The organism is Alteromonas sp. M12, assembly GCF_037478005.1.
In the GTDB taxonomy this organism is placed as follows: Bacteria; Pseudomonadota; Gammaproteobacteria; order Enterobacterales; family Alteromonadaceae; genus Aliiglaciecola; species Aliiglaciecola lipolytica_A.
In genome coordinates this window covers 1,331,021-1,350,611 of sequence record NZ_CP144164.1, presented here as the reverse complement: position 1 = coordinate 1,350,611, position 19,591 = coordinate 1,331,021, and the positions used below count along the sequence as shown (strand labels likewise).

Here is a 19,591-nt window from a genome sequence, read left to right as displayed (position 1 = left end):
TGATTGCATCTGCAGGTAAAACTGGTAGACTGCGCGGCGAAATTTTGTGCGGTTTTGAAAGTGATAATTGTTCAAGACTGCTCGTCCGTTCTTTTAAAAATTGGTGGTAACTTATGCATCCTATGCTGAATATTGCGGTGCGCGCTGCTCGCGCTGCTGGAAATGTGATAACTCGTGGTTTTGAAAATCGTAATGATTTGTTGTTAGAAAAAAAAGGTGAGAACGACTTTGTCACCAAAATCGACAAAGAAGCCGAAAAAGTCATTATTGAAAAAATTCAGCAATCTTTCCCAGATCACTCATTTCTAGGTGAAGAAGGCGGCATAGTTGAAGGCAGTGACGAATTTAAATGGATCATTGACCCACTCGACGGTACCACTAATTTTATCAAAGGCATTCCTCACTTTGCCGTTTCAATAGCACTCATGCACAAAGGCCGAATCGATCAGGCAGTGGTATTTGATCCAATTCGCGGTGAACTTTTTACTGCAAGTAAAGGGGCCGGAGCACAATTAAATGGTTTCAGAATTCGTACCGGAAAAGCAAAAGACTTAAACAATACTGTACTAGCGACGGCTTTCCCTTTTAAAGCGAAAGAAACTTCAGACGATGCCATTCAGCGTTTTTCAAATATTTTTAAACAGTGTGGTGATGTGCGCCGTTGTGGTTCTGCCGCATTGGATTTAGCGTATGTTGCTGCCGGCCGTTACGATGGTTACTGGGAGCGTGGTATCAAACCTTGGGATGTTGCCGCGGGTGAACTCTTAGTGCGTGAATCTGGTGGATTAGTTACCGATTATAAAGGCGGAAACGATCCCCTTGATAAAGGCGAAATAGTCGCGGGTAACCCTCGTGTTGTTCAGTCATTGGTAAGACATTTGAAATAGTTGCCGCTGTATTGACTAAAAGATTGTTATAGTTTGGTCTTTTATCTATGTGAAAAGGAAGCGCTTAGCTTCCTTTTTTAATGCCTTGAGTTTATTAAACCTCACATACCCCCAGCCACGTTCAGCCATGTAACTGAGTGGATGTTACCCCTTCATCTTTCGTTTAAAGACTGAATACCTTACCTTTACATGTATGGAAATAATCGCGACGCTGGCAGCTAAATTTAAGGCATAAAAAAGCCGGGATAAACCCGGCTTTCGAAACAGTAAAAGACTAAGGAAGAGGGTCTAGATCCGCACCTTCTTTTTCTACTACTGTTGGCATTAAATCTTCGCGACTTATTCCCAGCATTAATGCCACCAGACTTGCCACATAAATTGAAGAATAAGTACCGATTATCACACCAAACAATAACGCCGTTGCAAAACCATGTATCAATGCCCCACCTTTATAAAATAACGCCATTAATACTAAAATAGTGGTTAATGAAGTAATAATTGTGCGGTTAAGGGTCTGCGTCAAAGATGTATTAATGATATCGATCGGCTCCCCTTTACGAATTTTACGGAAGTTTTCACGGATACGATCCGAAACAACAATAGTATCGTTCAATGAATAACCGATAACCGCCAATACCGCAGCCATAACCGTTAGGTCAAATTCAAGCTGCAATACCGAGAATAAACCCAAGGTTAAAATGACATCGTGGGCCAAAGCGATAACTGAACCCAATGCAAATCGCCACTCAAATCGCATAGCCACGTAAATCAGAATACAGATCAACGCGACTAACATTGCAAGACCGCCCTGCTCTGTCAGTTCTTCACCCACATTTGGCCCAACAAACTCAATCCGGCGCATGTCAACGTTATCACCGCCTGCACGTAAAGTGCTAAGAACCTGATCGCCCACTTCTTCAGCTTTTACACCTTCACGAGGAGCTAGACGGATTAACACATCTTCACTACTACCAAAGTTTTGCACAATGGCGTCACCAAAATCTGCAGCTTCGAGTTGCTGTCGAATTTGGTTTAATTCTGCAGGTTTATCGTAGCCTACTTCAATCAATGTACCGCCGGTGAAATCTAATCCCCAATTAAGCTGATTAACCCCTAAAGATACTAATGAACCAATAATGAGTATTCCCGATATAATCATGGCGGGAATGCGCATTGACATAAAATCAATACTTTCTTTTAATTTAAAAAATCGCATGTCCCGCTCCTAAATCGACAATTTCTGAAGACGTCTACCACCCCAAACACCGTTCACTATCACACGGGTTAGAATAATGGCTGTAAACATCGAAGTAGCTATACCTATCATTAACGTGATAGAGAAGCCTTTAATTGGACCAGTACCTACTGCGAATAAGATGATAGCAGCAATGAAGGTGGTTATATTCGCATCCAAGATAGTTGAAAATGCGCTGTCATAACCATGATGAATGGCTTGTTGAGGACTTCTGCCCTCGCGCATTTCTTCCCGTATCCTTTCAAAGATCAAGACATTAGCATCTACAGCCATACCAACTGTTAATACAATTCCAGCCATTCCTGGTAGAGTCAAAGTTGCCCCAGGTATCATTGACATCACACCAACAATCATCACTAAGTTCGCTGCTAGTGCAACGTTTGCAACCAAACCAAACGCGCGGTAGTAAAACAGCATGAATGACAGTACTAAACTAAAGCCCCAAAGGATGGCTTGCATGCCTAGATTGATATTTTCTTGTCCTAAACTTGGACCTACTGTGCGTTCTTCGACGATGGAGATAGGTGCTATCAAAGCCCCCGCCCGTAAAAGCAATGACAAGTCACGAGCTTCTTTGGGTGAGTCTAGGCCGGTAATTTCAAAGCGACTGCCTAATTGAGCGCGAATAGTAGCAACACTGACGACTTCTCTCTCAGGAACAAATATTAGTTTGCCTTTCTCATTTTTCTCGCCAGTTGCTTGATATTCAATAAATACGGTTGCCATTGGCTTACCAATATTACCTTTAGTCGCCAAAGACATTTTACTGCCACCAGCAGAATCTAAAGAAATGGATACTTTTGGCATACCGTATTCATCGACACCAGCATTCGCATCAATGATATGGCTACCTTCTAACATCACTTTTTTAAGTAGTAATTGTGGAACACCTTGTTGGTCTTCTACAATTTCAGAACCTGGAGGAATACGACCATTTAAAGCATCACGAATGTCATGTTCTTGATCTAGCATTTTAAATTCTAGGGTAGCTGTGGCATTTAATATTTCTTTTGCCCGAGCCGTATCTTGAATACCGGGTAATTGAACAACAATGCGATCTGCACCTTGGCGCTGAATAACCGGTTCAGCAACACCAAGTTGGTTTACCCTGTTGCGCATTATGGTGATATTTTGTTTTACTGCATAATCCCGAATCTCAGACAGTTTCTGCTCTGACATTTTGGCCACTAAAATCAAATCACCTTGATCAACAACAGTAATATCACGATTGCGATTTCTGAGGAAAAATTCGGCTTTTTCTAATGTTTCTTGATCACGAAAACGCACATGAACAGATTCATCGACAATACTCACTCGTGAATAACGAATCTTCTCTTCACGTAAAGAGGTTTTAAAATCCCCTTCCATGTCTGTCAATGACTTGGTGATTACAGAGTTCATATCCACTTCCATCAAAAAGTGAACACCACCACGTAAATCTAGACCTAATTTCATTGGTGTACCGCCTAAGCTGTCCAACCAATCAGGAGTATCAGGGGCTAAATTCATCGCTACTGTGTAGTCTTTGCCTAGTGATTCGGCGAGGGTTTCATTAGCTAATCTTTGTGCACTGTCATCGTAAAGACGAACCAATATTTGCTCATTTTCAAGTACAATCGACTTTTTTTCGATACCGGCATCGGCTAAGTCTTGATTCACTTTATCTACCAAAGACAAATCTAGAACTGCATCACGACCAGCAGATATCTGCACTGCATAATCTTCACCATAAAGATTAGGGGAAGCGTATAACGCGCAAACGGCAACGACCATCAACACTAAAATGTACTTCCACAGGGGAGTTTTATTTAACACTTGCTATTCCTTTCCTACTTAAACGAAAAAGGCAAACTACCGTTTGCCATTTTCAATTTAGTTAGATTGATTTCATTGTACCTTTAGGTAGCACAGCTGTAACTGCGCCTTTTTGAATCACGATATTTGTACTGTCATTTAACGAAATCTCAATAAAGTCCTTTTCTTCAGAAACTTTTGAAACTTTGCCAACCATACCGCCTTGAGTAAGGACTTCGTCACCTTTACCAATAGAGGCAACTAGGTTTTTATGTTCTTTAACCCGTTTCGCCTGTGGACGATACAGCATGAAATAGAAGATTAATCCGAAAACACCCAATAAAATAAGCATTTCAAAGCCACCGCCTTGTGCGCCAGCGTCTTGTGCATAAGCATTAGAAATAAAAAAACTCATAAATTCCTCATATATTTTTAGTTATAAAGCCGGTACCGGCATGTCTTTTTGTGCGTAAAATTGTTCAACAAACTGATCAAGTTTTTGTTCAGCAATGGCATCACGTAAACCCTGCATAACTCTTTGATAGTAACGCAAGTTATGAATGGTGTTTAATCTTGCACCGAGTATCTCATTACATTTGTCCAAGTGATGTAAATATGACCGTGAATAATTTTTACAAGTATAACAGTCACATTTCTCATCTAAAGGCCCTGTATCTGTTTTATGTTTCGCGTTACGTATCTTAATGACACCATCGGTAACAAATAAATGACCATTGCGCGCGTTACGTGTAGGCATTACACAATCGAACATGTCAATTCCACGTCGTACGGCTTCAACAATGTCTTCTGGTCGCCCTACACCCATTAAATAACGTGGCTTTTCAGCAGGTATTTTATCTGCGGTATGATCCAAAACACGAATCATATCCTCTTTCGGCTCGCCAACAGATAATCCGCCGATGGCATAACCATCGAAACCGATATCTTCAAGACCTTTCAAAGATTGATCCCGCAGACCTTCGTACATACCGCCTTGAATAATACCGAATAATGCCGACGGGTTACCTTCATGGGCCTGTTTGCTGCGTTTAGCCCAGCGTAAGGACAATTCCATTGAACGTCGAGCTTCAGGCTCAGTGGCTGGATAAGGGGTACATTCGTCAAAAATCATAACGATATCGGAACCCAAATCCCGTTGTACTTCCATGGATTTTTCAGGAGTAAGGAGAATTTTTTCGCCATTTATTGGTGATCTAAAAGTCACACCTTCTTCAGTGATTTTACGTAAATCTCCCAAACTAAATACTTGAAAGCCGCCACTGTCAGTCAGAATCGGCTTATCCCAATGCATAAAGTCATGTAAATCACCATGTTGCTTCATGATTTCAGTACCAGGACGTAACATCAAATGAAAGGTATTACCTAGACAAATATGTGCACCGGTTTCTTCTAGCTCTTCCGGTGTCATGCCTTTAACCGTGCCATAGGTGCCCACGGGCATAAATGCAGGCGTTTCAACAATGCCTCGGTCAAACACTAATCTACCGCGGCGAGCTTTACCATCGGTTGTATCTAATTCAAATTTCATTTTTAACCTTTTAAAATTTCTGCATACCGGAAAACAGTCCAGTGCTGAAAAACAGCGGGGATTATAAAGGAATAATGAGCAAGCTGAAATCATCTAAGGGAGATTTCAGCTTGAAAGTTACATTAATAAGCGAAAAGGAAGGATTTATATCTCAAATTTCAACAGTAACAGCTAAGATTTTTCGATAAACATAGCATCACCGTAACTAAAAAACCGATATTCGTTAGTAATTGCTTGCTGATAAGCATTCATCACGTTTTCTCTACCAGCAAAAGCACTAATCAACATAATTAAGGTTGACTCTGGTAAATGGAAGTTGGTCAACATGGCATCCACTATTTCGAATTGATAACCGGGATAAATAAAGATATCGGTATCTTCAAAAAAGGCTGTTAATGGTTTACCTTTTTTAATGGTTGCGGCAGCGGCAGACTCCAATGAACGAACAGATGTAGTTCCCACGGCAATAACACGTTTGCCTTTTGATTTAGTTTCGTTAATTGCATCGACAACATCTTGAGCGACTTCTGCATATTCAGAATGCATATGATGATCTTGAATATTATCGACGCGCACTGGTTGAAAGGTACCCGCCCCTACGTGCAGCGTAACAAAAGCAGTATTTACACCTTTTTGTTTTAGCGCCTCGATAGTTGCTTCATCAAAGTGCAGGCCTGCCGTAGGCGCAGCAACGGCACCAGGTTTTTCAGAGTAAACGGTCTGATAACGTTCTTTATCTGAATCTTCATCGGGTCGATCGATATAAGGTGGAAGCGGCATATGCCCAAACTTTTCCAGTAAACTGAGCACAGGTTCATCATTTACAACGTTTAATTCGAATAATTGATCATGACGAGTCACCATTTCCATTTGAATATGTTCTTCTAATATTAGAAGCGCTCCCGGTTTTGGTGATTTACTAGATTTAACATGGGCTAAAACCGTATTTTCATCGATAATTCGCTCAACCAACACTTCTACTTTTCCGCCGGTTGACTTTTTCCCTAACAAACGCGCGGGGATCACTCGGGTATTATTAAAAATAAGTAAATCACCTTCATCTATAAAATCGATGAAAGTAGAAAAATGAGTATGTTTTAAACCTCCATTCTTACCATCTAAACACAGTAATTTACTGGCGGTTCTTTGTTCTGTAGGGTATCGAGCGATTAGCCGCTCAGGTAAATCAAAATGGAAATCAGATAGTTTCATGAAGTTTGGTTAGCCCAACTGTAAGTTAATATTAATTATTTTACGTATTAAAAAATATACCTGCAACGCTTTCTCTATACCCTGCTTCCCTTGAGTTATAGCCGTCATAGTATAAATTATAACCACCTTAAAGATTTCGATGTTTCTCCCAAACATAGTTTTTTGCTCAGCAGCCCTAGCTGGGCTTTTTTTTTGTCTGTTTTTCAAAATTCATCTTCATCCAATGAAATTTGCATATCTGCAAATAACTCAATGATATCTTCTCGCTCAATTCTACGCATTTTTAAAACGTACATTATTTGTAAAAGTAAATCAGCACCCAAAATTCCTTTGTTCACTTTATTGCGCAAATTATCAGCACTTTGCGTAATACCAATAGTATTTAATCTGTCACTGAGATCTTGGTATTTGACTCCGCGCTTAGACATTTCAGCCTTAATGATACGTTGCACTACTTGTCGCCAGTTTGCGTTATGTTGTTTTTCTGTCACGTTTCACCCAATCAAAATAAACCAATTTGTGAATTATAATTTACAAAAATAAATTATACCATCCAAATAAGTAAAATAAAGTTTGACTTTAAAAATCATTTATCAGTACAATCCGACCCGTTGCGAAAAAACTTACAATTCATTTTGAACTGATCATGTTTTTTCGTTTACAAAGGTAACATACTATAGTCATTACACTGACAGGAGAGTAGGCATATGACTTGGGACCTTGATCAACTTGAGACCCTTTTATCAAAAAACGACAACATTGTTGTCACCCGGGAAGACAATTGTTTATTGATCGGAAATGGTGATGGTTTAGACGCATGGTTGGCGCTCAGTGGAGAGCAGATCATTATCGAATCCATTTTATTTTCAAGTTCAGAAGTCAAAGATAAAGCAGCTTTGAACGAAGAAATATTAAAAACACATATGTTGTTTCCATTAACAACGATTGGAATATCCCAAGTTGCTGAGCAAGACTATTACACTGCATTTGGTGCATTAAGTTCACAATCTAAAGCAGAGAGCATTCAAATTGAATTAGATGCCTTATTCCACAATGTGGCTGCATTTTTAGACGCTTATCAAGAACATTTGCACTAAACATTTAGGTATTTTGGAGAAGATTATGTCGGTTTGGAGAAAGTTAATTACAGCTGTTAAAGGTGGCGCAACTGAAGCTGCTCAATCCGTTGTAGACAGTCAGGCCATTCGAATTCTTGAACAAGAAATTCGTGATGCAAAAGAAGAATTGCGTAAATCAGATCATGCTCGCACGCAAATTCTAGCAAAATGTAAATTGGCAAAACAAAAGGTTGATAGCCTGAAAGTATCAATCGGACAATATGAAGAGCATGCCCGCAAAGCGGTAGAATCGGATCGTCAACTGGCGTTAGATTGTGCTCAAAAAGTAGCGGATTTAACTGCAGAGATGGAAACAGAGCAAGAGTTTCTTGATCAATTTACGCAATCAGAAAAACAACTTGCCACAAACATTAATCAGGCCAAAGACAACCTGAAGCGTTTAGAACAACAAGTTGACATGGTTAAGGCTACTGAGTCAGTTCAAAAAGCACAAGTTGCGGTTTCCTCCAGACACATGGGTGCAAACAGTAAAATGAAAACCGCTACTGAATCGTTAAGTCGTATTCAAGATAAGCAAAAGTTACGTAGTGCTGAACTAGAAGCGGCTGAAGAGCTTGCCTCAAGTGATTCGACTACGGACTTAGAAAAACGCTTAGCGGAAGCTGGAATTCAGGGCGGGAAAAGCTCTGCCGATGACGAACTTAAACGCATTTTAGGCCAATAAATTGGTCAGTATCTAAATGTTATTAGTACTTAAAGTTCGCAAAGTACTCACTCGAGTTTTTTCGGAGATGCGCTGGTACACTATTGTACTGGCGCTTTTGTTTTATGCACTAAGCACATGGATTTTACTTTATGTGTCTGGTGAAGATGCCCTTCTCAACGTTAATGATTTCATATATTGGTTAGTTGTGACCGGTTCGACTGTTGGTTACGGCGACATGTCGCCCGTTACGAGCGCTGGTAAATATATTGTTTCCTTTTATGTTATCCCCTTAGGTTTGAGTATTTTCGCCTTAGTCTTAGGCCGAGTCGCAGCTTGGGTTTCTATGCAATGGCAAAGAGGAGTGAAAGGTTTGAAACCATTAGATCTTGAAAACCATGTTCTGGTAATTGGCTGGAACGGTCATCGCACGATTCAACTACTTAACTTGTTGCTAAAAGAACGTGCAGAAACAGAAAATAAGCCAGAAATTGTTTTATGTGTCAAAGCGGACATAGACAATCCGATGCCAGACAAAATCGAATTTATTAAAGTTATCTCATTCAATAATGATAAAGAAATGGATCGGGCCTGTGTAGACAAGGCGGCGGTCATTGTCATGGATAACGAAGAAGATGATGTCACTATGACAACGTCTTTGTATTGTAGTAAACGAAATGAGAACGCCCATTTACTGGCTTACTTTAAAGATGAAAGCTTAGTCGACTTATTGCAAACCCACTGCCCTAATGTTGAATGTACTCCTAGCGTAGCGGTTGAAATGTTGGCTAAGTCAGCATTCGATCCTGGCTCAAGCTTATTGCAACACGACTTGTTGACAGTACAAGAAGGACAGGCACAGTTTTCGATGGAAGTGCCAAACTCAGTTCAGAACCTGTCTGTTGAAAAATTATTTGTCGTCCTTAAACAAAAATACAACGCTACCTTTATTGGTTTCGTTGAGCCAAGTATTCCCGCCAAAGTTACGTTAAACCCAGACTTCAATGTGGCAATCTTGCCAAAATACAAATTATTTTATATTGCTGAACAACGTATCAGAGCCCTTGATTGGCAATTGTTTACTGAATAAAAACAGCAGTTTAGATTCTACGGAGAAATCATGTTTTCAAAATGGTTTACTAAAAAGAGTGATAATTCTGACATAAAAGCGCCCGAAATTATGGGCTTATATTTAGGTGGCTCTTTTGAACTTGACGACTTAAAACTCAAACTTATCGAACCTGAATTAGTCATTGAAGGTGCGGCTAGACAGCATTTAATTCAGGCTGTCGGCGAAGCTCACTTAGATACCGGTGGCAAGATATTACGATATTACACTGACGATGACGCTTTTTTACAGGTTGTTTTAGACGGTGGTGACACAGAAAATCACATTACCGATGTGAAGTTATGGTACTTTTATGAAACACAAACCGTTGGTACTGATAACCAATGGAGAGATTTGATTGAACGTCAGATTTCTCAGCCCCATTACCAAATCGAAAACAACACTTATAGTCGAGTATGGAACGCCGTAGGAGATGAGTCTCCCCCCGTGGCAATGACTGAAAAAACCTTCGAGCTTGATGGTGATACAAGTCAAACGGATCAATTTGTGATGTTATACGAACGGCAAATCGGCAACGAAAGCTACGAAACTTTGTTGGTTTGTGCAGAAGAAAAAATTGTAGATAATAACCATGATCGCTGCCTAGTTATCAGCACTGGGTTCGATGTCTTGCCTGCCGATATTAAAATAAACGGTTAGCAAATCTAAATTTATATAGAAAAGGAAAAATCGATGGACATTTTATTGGAATCAATAGCCGGATTGGGTAACTTTACAATTTATTTCGTGGTCTCAATAGTGCTTCTATTTCTATTTAAAATTGTGTACGCATGGGTAACCCCCCACGATGAATGGAAACTGGTAAAGGAAGAAAAAAACACCGCTGCCGCTATCGGTTTTGGTGGCGCTATAGTCGGCTTTAGTATTGCCCTTTCTGGCGCTGTTACCAACTCGGCATCGCAATTTGATTTCGCTATTTGGGGTGTCATCGCTCTAGTGGCACAAGTTTTAGCTTTTCTTTTGTTGCGTTTCACTTTTATGCCCGCAATTGCTGAACGAATTGATAATCAAGAAGTGTCTGCTGGAGTAATGTTAGCCTCAATGTCAATTGGTGTTGGTTTACTCAATGCGGCTTGTATGACCTATTAGGAGACACGAGCATGACACGTAAACGCAGTGAACATATTAATTTGAGCAGAATGCGTAAGCATTTTTCAGTCAAGCCTTTGGCGATTGGCGTAGCCTCTGTTTTTTTAGCCGCTTGTACGGATAACCGTCAAGAAGCAACAATATACAAAGATGCCCAAGATTGTGCGAATGATAACCCTGAGCAAGCGCAAATTTGTCAAACAGCCTATCAAGAAGCGCTGGCGGAAGCTGAGCGCACAGGCCCTAAATATAACACCGAACAAGATTGCGAAGGCGAATTTGGCCCGAATCAATGTCAACGAATAGAACGCAGTTCGGGGTCCTTTTTTATGCCGTTTATGGCAGGTTATATGTTGAGTAACCTGCTCTCACCTAATCGTTATCAATATCAACCTATGTTTACCTCCTATTCACCTTACTCTTCATATCGTTATCGATGGATTGGTGCCGGTGGATACGATTATGGCGACTTGCGTAAACGTAACTACAAAGTCAGACCCGACGCATTTAAGCCTAAACCGGCCGTCACGCGAACAATAAAACGAGGTGGATTTGGTAGTTCTGTGCGGGCTAAATCAAATTGGGGCAGTAAGAGCAGCTCCAAAGGTGGTTGGGGCGGTTAATTCCCCTTTCATTCATTAATCACAGCAATAGAGTCCTGATGTTCAGAATACCAAGTGAGCCCCGCAAAAACTGGCAACAAAAAGCCAAGGAATTTGGCTTTTCGTTCCACAGTATGTACGGCGAACCCTACTGGGATGAGTCAGCTTATTATCAGTTCAATTTGCAGCAAATAGAAAAAGACTTGGAAGACCCCACAGTCGAAATTCATCAAATGTGCTTACAAGTTGTAGACAAAGTGGTGAATAGTGACGCTTTATTGTCAGCTTTTAAAATCCCAGAAGCATTTTGGCAAGGGCTTAAAGATTCTTGGCGCAATCATGATCCCTCTTTATATTCACGACTGGATTTTGCATATGATGGCAGTGGCCCTGCCAAGCTTTATGAAAATAATGCAGACACACCTACCAGCTTATATGAATCAGGATTCTGGCAGTGGTTGTGGTTACAAGATTTGGTGGATGGCAATCGCATATCTCGCCATGCTGATCAATTTAATTCTTTGCAGGAAAAGTTAATTTGGCGATTAAATGAAATTGCTACACATTATCAAACCGAGCATATCCACTTTGCCTGCTGTCAGGACACAATAGAAGACAGAGGCACCGTTCAATATTTGCAAGACTGTGCCGCAGAATCTGGACTCAAAGCGCCTTTTGTATTTATCGAAGACATTGGATTGGGTGAGTCGGGCCGTTTCACAGATTTAAAGAATAATGAAATAGATACCTTGTTTAAACTGTATCCTTGGGAATTTATGCAGCGCGAGGAGTTTGGTGACTTTGTGGAAAGCTCCCAAACTAATTGGATCGAACCTTTATGGAAAAGTATTCTGTCGAACAAAGCGCTAATGCCTATGTTATGGAAGATGTTTAAAGGTCACCCAAATTTGCTGCCTTCTTATTTCGAAGATGAATTACATCTATGTGATCACCAGCGAATTGTAAAAAAACCCATTTTTTCTCGTGAAGGTGCAAACGTCAGTGTGATTGAAAAAGGACAACAGATTATTCATGCCGACGGCCCTTATGGCGAGGAAGGATTTATTTACCAAGCATTCCATCCACTGCCTAAATTTGACAACAACTTCACATTGATTGGCTCCTGGTTAGTTAATGATAAAGCCGCTGGAATTTCTGTTCGAGAAGATACTTCGGTTATTACCCAAGATATGTCCCGTTATCTACCACATATTATTTTAGGATAAGTCGAATGGGCTCAAAAACAACGGCTTTAGCATCCCAGTTGAAATTTGTTTTGTACTTGATGCTATTTTTTGCCGTGATAGAAGGCATCAATATCCTATTTGGCCGCAGTCTAAATATTTATGGGATATACCCACGTGAACTGATTGGCTTACGGGGAATTACTTTTAGTCCATTTTTACATGGCAATTTGAGCCATTTTGCATCCAATATTATCACTTTAGGCATATTTAGTTTGCTCGTCATGCAGTACGGTAAAAAAACCTATATAACTGTCAGCATCTATTTAATGTTAAGTATTGGTGTGTTGGTGTGGTTGTTCGCTCGCCCTGCTATGCACATTGGGGCTAGTGGGATAATTTACGGTTATTTTGGATTTTTAGTTTTAGGGGGGCTAATATCAGGTCGCATAAAACTCATTATAATTTCACTAATAGTAGGCTTTTTCTATGGAGGCCTAATATTTGGTGTAATTCCCTCAAACGCTTTTGTGTCATGGGAATCTCACTTATTCGGATTTATCGCGGGGTTATGCGCGGCTAAATTATGGGCAAAAAAACGCTAATCACAATAAAAGGTCGCTTTACGTTTAATGCCTATGAAAACCATAGTGGATTGATTGCGAGTTCGATATACTGACAACAGTTAAATTTATTTTAAAGATTTTATGAATAAGCCAACAGCAAACGAGTCAACTCAAAATACGAAAAAAAACCCGCCACAAAATAACGGGTTTTTAGGTAATCTTGCGTTCAATATTGTTATTCCAGTATTGATTTTGTCGTATCTCAGTGGTGAAGAATATTTGGGACCCGCATTAAGTGTGGTTTGCGCTTTGGCATTTCCTATTGGATACGGTATATGGGACTTAAAAAAATCTGGAAAAGTAAACGGTTTTTCCATTCTTGGCATTATCAGTGTCATACTTACCGGTGGTATCACCTTGTTGAAACTTCCCGCCGAATACATTGCGATTAAAGAAGCGGCTATCCCGGGCATTTTAGGTATTGCGGTTTTAATTTCCCAATATACCAACCGGTCGTTAGTTAAAATTCTTATCCTTAATGAAAATGTGATCAATTGGAATGCATTAGACGAGGCATTGGAGAAAAAACAAAATACCGCATTATTTAATCGAAAAATAACCATCAGTTCTTATATCGTCGCCGCTTCGTTTTTTGTTTCATCCTTTCTCAATTACATATTGGCGAAAATCATCTTAGTCAGCGAGCCTGGCACAACCGCATATACTGAAGAGTTAGGGCGCATGACTGCGCTAAGTTATCCGGTGATCATGGTGCCAAGTTTAATTATGCTTTTTTCCGCTTTGGCCTATTTAATTGTACAAATGAAAAAGTTAACCGGTGAAGATTACTTGTCTTTCATTCAAGAAGAAGGTTAATTGATTAAACGTTAAAAATTTGGTGGTGCAATGATTAAGATTGAAGCGCTATCTAAGTCTTACCAAGACGGAAAGCAATTAACGACTGTTTTAGACAATCTAAATTTAACTATTGCTCCTAAGCAACAAATTGCAATTACTGGCGAGTCTGGTTCTGGCAAGTCAACACTGCTGCATTTGTTGGCTTGTTTAGACAAACCAGATACAGGCTCGATAATAGTTAACCAGCAAAATATCTGTTTATTCTCCTCTAAGGCTAGTGATGCCTATCGACAAAAATCTATCGGCATTGTTTTCCAAAAATTCAACCTCATTGAATGTTTATCGGTTTGGGAAAATGTGTGTTTTCCTGCTCGTTTAAACCAAAATTTAGATGAAAAATATCTGCTTAGTCTGCTGGAGGAGTTAGGCATTGCGAAGCAACGCCATAAAATGCCCATGGATTTGTCTGGAGGTGAGCAGCAACGAGTTGCCATCGCCAGAGCTTTGTCTCATAAACCACAATTAATATTAGCCGATGAACCCACTGGTAATCTTGACGACAAAAATAGCGACAAAGTAGCTAATTTACTGTTATCACTGTGTTCTTTGCACAACGCTATGCTGGTTATGGTTACTCACAGCCATAAACTGGCCAAGCAAGCCCACCTCCACTATCACTTGAGCGACAAAAAGCTAACCCTTCAAGCTAATGATTAAATTAATTCATGCTGTATTGTGGGTGATCCTAAAAAGCTATCGATTGCAAAGATATCGAATTTTTACTGTATTGTTAGCAATCATTATCGGATGTGCTGGTTTCTCTTCTGTTCTAGTCATAAATGAGACCGCCAAACGCAGTTACAACGATGCAAACCTGCCGTTGTTTGCAGACGTACACTACGCGATTTATGCCAAGCAAGGAGCGTCAATTTCCAAGGCAGATTATGCCAATTTACGGAAAAGTGGACACCGAAATATAGTTGCGCTATCGAGCATGGAAGTTGAGGCGATAGATAACAGCACCCTAGTTTTTATTGGAATCGATTATTATGCGCTAATGAGCTTAAACAACGGGCATTTGAATTCCAATTCGTCCGAGGATTCCATTGGGTGGTTTTCTCCAAATATAAAATTCATGCTTCACCCCGAGTATGCTAAGCAATTAATTGCCAAAAAAGTACTCTCCTCAGATAATTATTTAACACTCAATTCTCAGCTATCAATAGGCCCTATTAGCCAGATAAAAACTGCGGGGTTAAATAATCAAATTGTCAGCGACATTGAAACCTTATTTAACCAATTCGATAACAAGACGATTTCTTATCTGTTGGTTGTGGGAAATTATGACGACAAACGGCCTCCGCCAATTAAGCTGCCAACACATCTAAAATTAGTCAAATTAAAGACTGCAGAAGACGCTAACCAACTGACTGCCAGCTTTCACCTTAACCTGTTCGCGATGGGACTACTCATGTTCGTGGTGTGCATGTTTGTAGTGTTAAATGCGTTAAATTTATTAATGATTAAACGCGTACCCATGTTCAAGATTTTAAGACAACAGGGGGTGCCAGTATCAGCCGTGTTTATCGCTAGCATCATTGAAATGTTGGGTTTAGCCGTGATTTGCAGTGCTATAGGCGTAATCTTAGGCATCGAAATATCGCAATGGTTATCGCCTGCGGTAAACCAAACTCTTGAGAGCTTGTATGATGTAAAAGTAGGTTTTCAGACATTTTCTTGGTTCACTTTATATTTGCAAGTTTTGCTAGCCAGCATTATTGGTTTAAGCCTCGCCGCAGCCTTGCCCTTGCGTTTGGTTAATCATCAAATAGGCTCAATAAGTGCTTCAACTCCTCGAACAAATAATGAGAACAAATGGTTAGCATTTTCACTCATATCAATTTTAATCAGCATATTGGTTTATTTTAGCGACGCAGACATATTTGGTTCGTTTGTGATTATTGCTTTGTTGATAATCAGTGGCTGTTTCATGGTTTTGTTTATATTACCCAAGTTACTTTCGGTGGTTATTCGCCTAATTCCTCATAAAATGCCGACTTTACGTTGGAGTTTGGCGGACGCAAAACGCGTTTCAAACAAAAGTAGCATTGCTTTTTGTGCCTTTTTTATCGCTGTAGCGGCAAATGTTGGTATGAATTTAATGGTCAACAGTTTTCGAGTTGCAACGGATTCATGGATAACCCAACGTCTCAATGCCGATGGCTACATTTATACTAAGAATACAGACCAAGTTATCTCCTTAATTAAACAAAACTACCCTACTGTTAACCCCGTTATTCGGCAGCAAGAAACGGCAAGCTATCAAGGGAGTCCAATTCAAATTCGCTCCTATCCAAGTAATGTTGAGCACCAAAAAGCGTTGTTATTTGAACGTTCTTTATCTGCACCTTGGAACACCTTTATCGATGGTAACGGCATTTTTATTAATCAACAGTTTGCCCTTTCAAAGCAACTTAAATTAGGGCAAAAAATAGAGATATCTAGGCGTGATAATTCTAAGTTATCGATGCAAGTTGTTGCTATCTACTATGATTATGGTAATCCCAAACCACAGGCATTCATCTCTGAGGATTTAATAAAAGATCAATTAATCGGCCGACACGTGATCGCCTTATTCAATCAAGCACCTGATCAATCTTGGTTGGCTGAACTGAAAAAGCGAATAGCAATGCAAATTCCAGAAGCACAAATCATGGAAACACAGGAAGTGCTGAAAACATCAATGCAAACATTCGATAGCACATTTGTGGTGACCCAAAGCCTCAATATCATCACCCTATTGGTCGCTGCTTTTTCATTAGCATCTTCCCTTAGCGTGATAGATTTTGACAATAAACCTCAGCGCGCTTTAATCCGCTCATTAGGCATCCCAGCCCTTCGAATTTTAATCCTCACGCTGTTTCAATACACTGTGTTGTGTTTGTTCATTTGTGCTCTGGCGATACCATTTGGCATTTTACTTAGCTGGCTACTGATCCACCTTATCAATGTACAAGCGTTTCACTGGTCTTATCCTTTGATTATTGAATTAAAAACGATTGTACAGCTAGTTTGTTCCAGTTTGGCTGTCGTGCTATTCGTTGTTGTTTTACCTGCAGCTAAGGCAATATTGAAGCCACCTATTGAGGATATAAAATGGCTAAATGGATAAGACTGCTGAACGTAATACTATTAACAAGCCTAGTATTAACTGCCTGCTCGGAAGCTGATAAACCTTCTTCTGGCATGTATGGAGGCTTACTAAACCAAGAAAACTTTTCCAGCGCAAAAGCCCATACAGAATTAAAAATTAAATTTCCGCAAGATCATTTAAGCCATCCAGAATTTGCCATTGAATGGTGGTACTTAACCGCTAACCTGTTTGACCAGCAAGGAAATCAATATCCGCTGCAGTGGACGCTATTCCGTTTTTCAGGGGGGGTTACCGATTCTAACTGGAGCGATGGGCAACTATATATGAGCCATGGTAAATTAAGCTCTAAAACCGATGATTGGTTTGAAGAGGTGTTCGCCCGAGGAGGCGTTGGTAATGCAGATGTTTCGTTAGCAGCGAATTCTAACGCTTTTACGGCGTATTTAGATGACTGGCAATGGCGTTCAGAATCAGCAGATTTATTTCCAGCCACATTGAATTTTAACCTCAATGAAGACGTTAATATAAGACTCACAATGAAAGCAAGTGGTCCTTACGTTTTGAACGGTGAAAATGGTTACAGTATTAAGCTTAGTAACCATCAGCACGCCTCAATGTATTATAGTCAGCCATTTATTGATATTACTGGAGTGATCGAGTTACCCACCGCAAAAATTGAAGTTTCTGGGCAAGGTTGGTTCGATCACGAATGGAGTGCAGGCCTGTCAGATCAGGCAACCGAAGGCTGGGACTGGTTTTCATTGCATCTACAAGATGGTCGTAAACTTATGTTGTATCAGGTTCGTCATGGGCAATTGAGGAATTCCTGGTTCGGCAGTTTAATAAGTTCAAATGGAGATAAAACTCACCTAACTGAACAAGATATTGTCGCTTCAATTAATGGCTACTCAGAAATTGATGGTGTGAAAATACCTCTCAATTGGTCGATATCCTTACCCCAATACCAAATTGATATTCGCGTTTCAGCATTTAAAAAGGACCAATATAATCGTGGCATGTTTCCCTATTATGAGGGAGCAGTGTCAATTGAGGGCAGTCATAAGGGGTTAGGGTTTATGGAGTTAACAGGGTATTAGCAGCCAAATCAGGAAAGCGACTTGACTGCTAACTTTGCCAATTGATGACTATTCAGATTGCATTAATTCAAAAATAACTTTTGGAATATCAGTATTGTCCATATGACCATGGAAGTGTTCTTTTCCTGCGCCCATAGCAAAAATTTGAACATCCACGGCAGTATGACCCGAGCTAGTCCAACCTGAGTTTGAACGAATATCCATCAATTTTTTAAGCTGAACATAAAGTGCTTTACTGTTTTTCAAATCCGCTTTTTGCAAAAGTGACTTTTCAGTTTCATTCAGTTCAAAACCCAACCCTGCTTCTGCGGTGTCTAACGGTGTTTCACTATTTGCCATTGATTTTGCCAAAGAGCTTAGAGACTGTGTCAGATTTTTTAACGGATCAGGATTCCATTGATAGTTGCCATTAGCTGCAATTGTAAAACCACCAGTACTATGATCGGCAGTCACCACCACTAAGGTATCTGGATTCTCTTGAACATATTGTTCTAACCATTCCAGAGTTAACGCCAAGTCATGCATCTCTGCCATAGCAGATGCAATATCATTTGAGTGTCCAGCCCAATCAACCTGACTACCTTCTACTAATAAAAAGTAACCTTTATCGTTAGTTAACTGTTTAACCGCTGTTTCCACCAATGCAGGTAGACGCTGTTTTCCTGGCATATCCAGGGCCCAAGGCATGCCTTCATCGCCAAATAGTCCAATAACAGGTCCAGGTTTAAGGGAAGTTAGTTGCGCTAAATCATCAATATATTGATAACCCGCCGATTGAAACTGCTCAACTATATTACGATCATCACGAATAAAGTATTTCCAACCACCACCTAACATTACATCTAGTGCAAATTGACCATTCACTTTGTCGTCAAAATAACTGTCTGCTATTGCATCGTAGTTGCGGCGACTTTCATTGTGCGCTGCAAAAGAGGCTGGGGTTGCATGATTAATTTGTGATGTCACAGCGACACCTGTTTTTAAGCCATTCATACGAGCTTGTTCAAGTACCGTTTTAACCGATTTTTTGTTCTCATCCACAGCGATGGCGCCGTTATATGATTTCACTCCAGCAGACAAAGCGGTAGCACCTGCAGCGGAGTCGGTTACATAACCACTTACTCTAGCCGGATAAGTGCTCGCCATCCCAACTAAATGTCGGTCAAAGACCGTTGGTTCAATGACTGGCGAAGACTTTTTGTCTGCAAAATAACGATATGCTGTGGTGTACGCTGGCCCCATGCCGTCGCCAACTACCATTATAATGTTTTTAGGTTTTTCTTGACTAGCTTGCGCTACAGAAACAAACAGCAATAATGTAAAAACCGAAAGCCACTTCATTCTATCTCCAAAGGTTAGTAAAAATAATTTCAGGGGAAATGATACGTGAAATTTTATCTGGATAAACCGATTTCTTGTATTTTCACTAAACT

The 19,591-nt window shown here is 40.1% G+C and carries 20 protein-coding genes; 13 read left to right on the top strand and 7 right to left on the bottom strand.

The genetic code is table 11. The features are described 5' to 3' along the window. Positions 1-113: 113 nt before the first annotated feature. On the top strand, positions 114-887 hold the full coding sequence (suhB, locus tag VUI23_RS05710; RefSeq protein WP_216050027.1) for an inositol-1-monophosphatase: 774 nt from the start codon (positions 114-116) through the stop codon (positions 885-887). 274 nt (positions 888-1,161) lie between these two features. On the opposite strand, the gene secF is transcribed toward suhB, so the two are convergent. The 6 genes from secF to VUI23_RS05680 all read right to left on the bottom strand — a co-directional run bounded on the left by secF (position 1,162) and on the right by VUI23_RS05680 (position 7,188). Then, positions 1,162-2,103: a protein translocase subunit SecF gene (gene secF / locus VUI23_RS05705; protein ID WP_216050026.1), complete on the bottom strand. Its 942-nt coding sequence runs from the start codon at positions 2,101-2,103 to the stop codon at positions 1,162-1,164. A gap of 9 nt (positions 2,104-2,112) precedes the next feature. Continuing rightward, the gene (gene secD, locus VUI23_RS05700) at positions 2,113-3,957 is read right to left on the bottom strand and encodes a protein translocase subunit SecD (protein WP_216050025.1); all 1,845 of its coding nucleotides are present in this window, start codon (positions 3,955-3,957) and stop codon (positions 2,113-2,115) included. 61 nt (positions 3,958-4,018) lie between these two features. Continuing rightward, positions 4,019-4,351, bottom strand: coding sequence for a preprotein translocase subunit YajC (gene yajC / locus VUI23_RS05695; RefSeq protein WP_216050024.1), 333 nt, complete (start codon positions 4,349-4,351; stop codon positions 4,019-4,021). 21 nt (positions 4,352-4,372) lie between these two features. Beyond that, positions 4,373-5,485, bottom strand: coding sequence for a tRNA guanosine(34) transglycosylase Tgt (gene tgt / locus VUI23_RS05690; protein ID WP_216050023.1), 1,113 nt, complete (start codon positions 5,483-5,485; stop codon positions 4,373-4,375). A gap of 171 nt (positions 5,486-5,656) precedes the next feature. Continuing rightward, complete coding sequence (queA, locus tag VUI23_RS05685; protein ID WP_216050022.1) at positions 5,657-6,697, bottom strand: tRNA preQ1(34) S-adenosylmethionine ribosyltransferase-isomerase QueA; 1,041 nt, start codon at positions 6,695-6,697, stop codon at positions 5,657-5,659. Positions 6,698-6,900: 203 nt separating this feature from the next. Further along, positions 6,901-7,188 (bottom strand): DUF6471 domain-containing protein, encoded by a 288-nt coding sequence (locus VUI23_RS05680; RefSeq protein WP_342807264.1) that lies wholly within the window; start codon positions 7,186-7,188, stop codon positions 6,901-6,903. Between the two features lie 216 nt (positions 7,189-7,404). Between VUI23_RS05680 and VUI23_RS05675 the strand changes: the two genes are divergently transcribed. The 12 genes from VUI23_RS05675 (at position 7,405) to VUI23_RS05620 (ending at position 18,158) form a co-directional block, all read left to right on the top strand. Continuing rightward, positions 7,405-7,794 (top strand): DUF2170 family protein, encoded by a 390-nt coding sequence (locus tag VUI23_RS05675; RefSeq protein WP_216050020.1) that lies wholly within the window; start codon positions 7,405-7,407, stop codon positions 7,792-7,794. Positions 7,795-7,819: 25 nt separating this feature from the next. Then, complete coding sequence (locus VUI23_RS05670; protein ID WP_216050019.1) at positions 7,820-8,500, top strand: PspA/IM30 family protein; 681 nt, start codon at positions 7,820-7,822, stop codon at positions 8,498-8,500. Between the two features lie 16 nt (positions 8,501-8,516). Further along, positions 8,517-9,569: a potassium channel family protein gene (locus VUI23_RS05665; protein WP_342807262.1), complete on the top strand. Its 1,053-nt coding sequence runs from the start codon at positions 8,517-8,519 to the stop codon at positions 9,567-9,569. Positions 9,570-9,599: 30 nt separating this feature from the next. After that, on the top strand, positions 9,600-10,247 hold the full coding sequence (locus tag VUI23_RS05660; RefSeq protein WP_216050017.1) for a YjfK family protein: 648 nt from the start codon (positions 9,600-9,602) through the stop codon (positions 10,245-10,247). Between the two features lie 33 nt (positions 10,248-10,280). Further along, entirely contained in the window at positions 10,281-10,697 is a 417-nt protein-coding gene (locus VUI23_RS05655) for a DUF350 domain-containing protein (RefSeq protein WP_216050016.1), read from the top strand. Positions 10,698-10,708: 11 nt separating this feature from the next. Continuing rightward, the gene (locus VUI23_RS05650) at positions 10,709-11,320 is read left to right on the top strand and encodes a DUF1190 family protein (RefSeq protein ID WP_303499522.1); all 612 of its coding nucleotides are present in this window, start codon (positions 10,709-10,711) and stop codon (positions 11,318-11,320) included. 38 nt (positions 11,321-11,358) lie between these two features. Further along, positions 11,359-12,525, top strand: coding sequence for a glutathionylspermidine synthase family protein (locus VUI23_RS05645; RefSeq protein ID WP_342807260.1), 1,167 nt, complete (start codon positions 11,359-11,361; stop codon positions 12,523-12,525). Between the two features lie 5 nt (positions 12,526-12,530). After that, positions 12,531-13,088 (top strand): rhomboid family intramembrane serine protease, encoded by a 558-nt coding sequence (locus VUI23_RS05640; protein ID WP_342807258.1) that lies wholly within the window; start codon positions 12,531-12,533, stop codon positions 13,086-13,088. Between the two features lie 102 nt (positions 13,089-13,190). After that, the gene (locus tag VUI23_RS05635) at positions 13,191-13,925 is read left to right on the top strand and encodes a VC0807 family protein (RefSeq protein WP_342807256.1); all 735 of its coding nucleotides are present in this window, start codon (positions 13,191-13,193) and stop codon (positions 13,923-13,925) included. Positions 13,926-13,955: 30 nt separating this feature from the next. Further along, positions 13,956-14,624: an ABC transporter ATP-binding protein gene (locus VUI23_RS05630; RefSeq protein ID WP_216050011.1), complete on the top strand. Its 669-nt coding sequence runs from the start codon at positions 13,956-13,958 to the stop codon at positions 14,622-14,624. Beyond that, the gene (locus VUI23_RS05625) at positions 14,617-17,079 is read left to right on the top strand and encodes an ABC transporter permease (protein WP_342807254.1); all 2,463 of its coding nucleotides are present in this window, start codon (positions 14,617-14,619) and stop codon (positions 17,077-17,079) included. Before VUI23_RS05630 ends, VUI23_RS05625 begins: the two co-directional genes overlap by 8 nt. After that, a complete protein-coding gene (locus VUI23_RS05620) occupies positions 17,064-18,158 on the top strand; it encodes a lipocalin-like domain-containing protein (RefSeq protein WP_342807252.1) in 1,095 nt (364 codons plus the stop codon). Before VUI23_RS05625 ends, VUI23_RS05620 begins: the two co-directional genes overlap by 16 nt. Positions 18,159-18,206: 48 nt before the next feature. On the opposite strand, the gene VUI23_RS05615 is transcribed toward VUI23_RS05620, so the two are convergent. Beyond that, on the bottom strand, positions 18,207-19,499 hold the full coding sequence (locus tag VUI23_RS05615) for an alkaline phosphatase (RefSeq protein WP_342807250.1): 1,293 nt from the start codon (positions 19,497-19,499) through the stop codon (positions 18,207-18,209). Between the last annotated feature and the right edge of the window lie 92 nt (positions 19,500-19,591).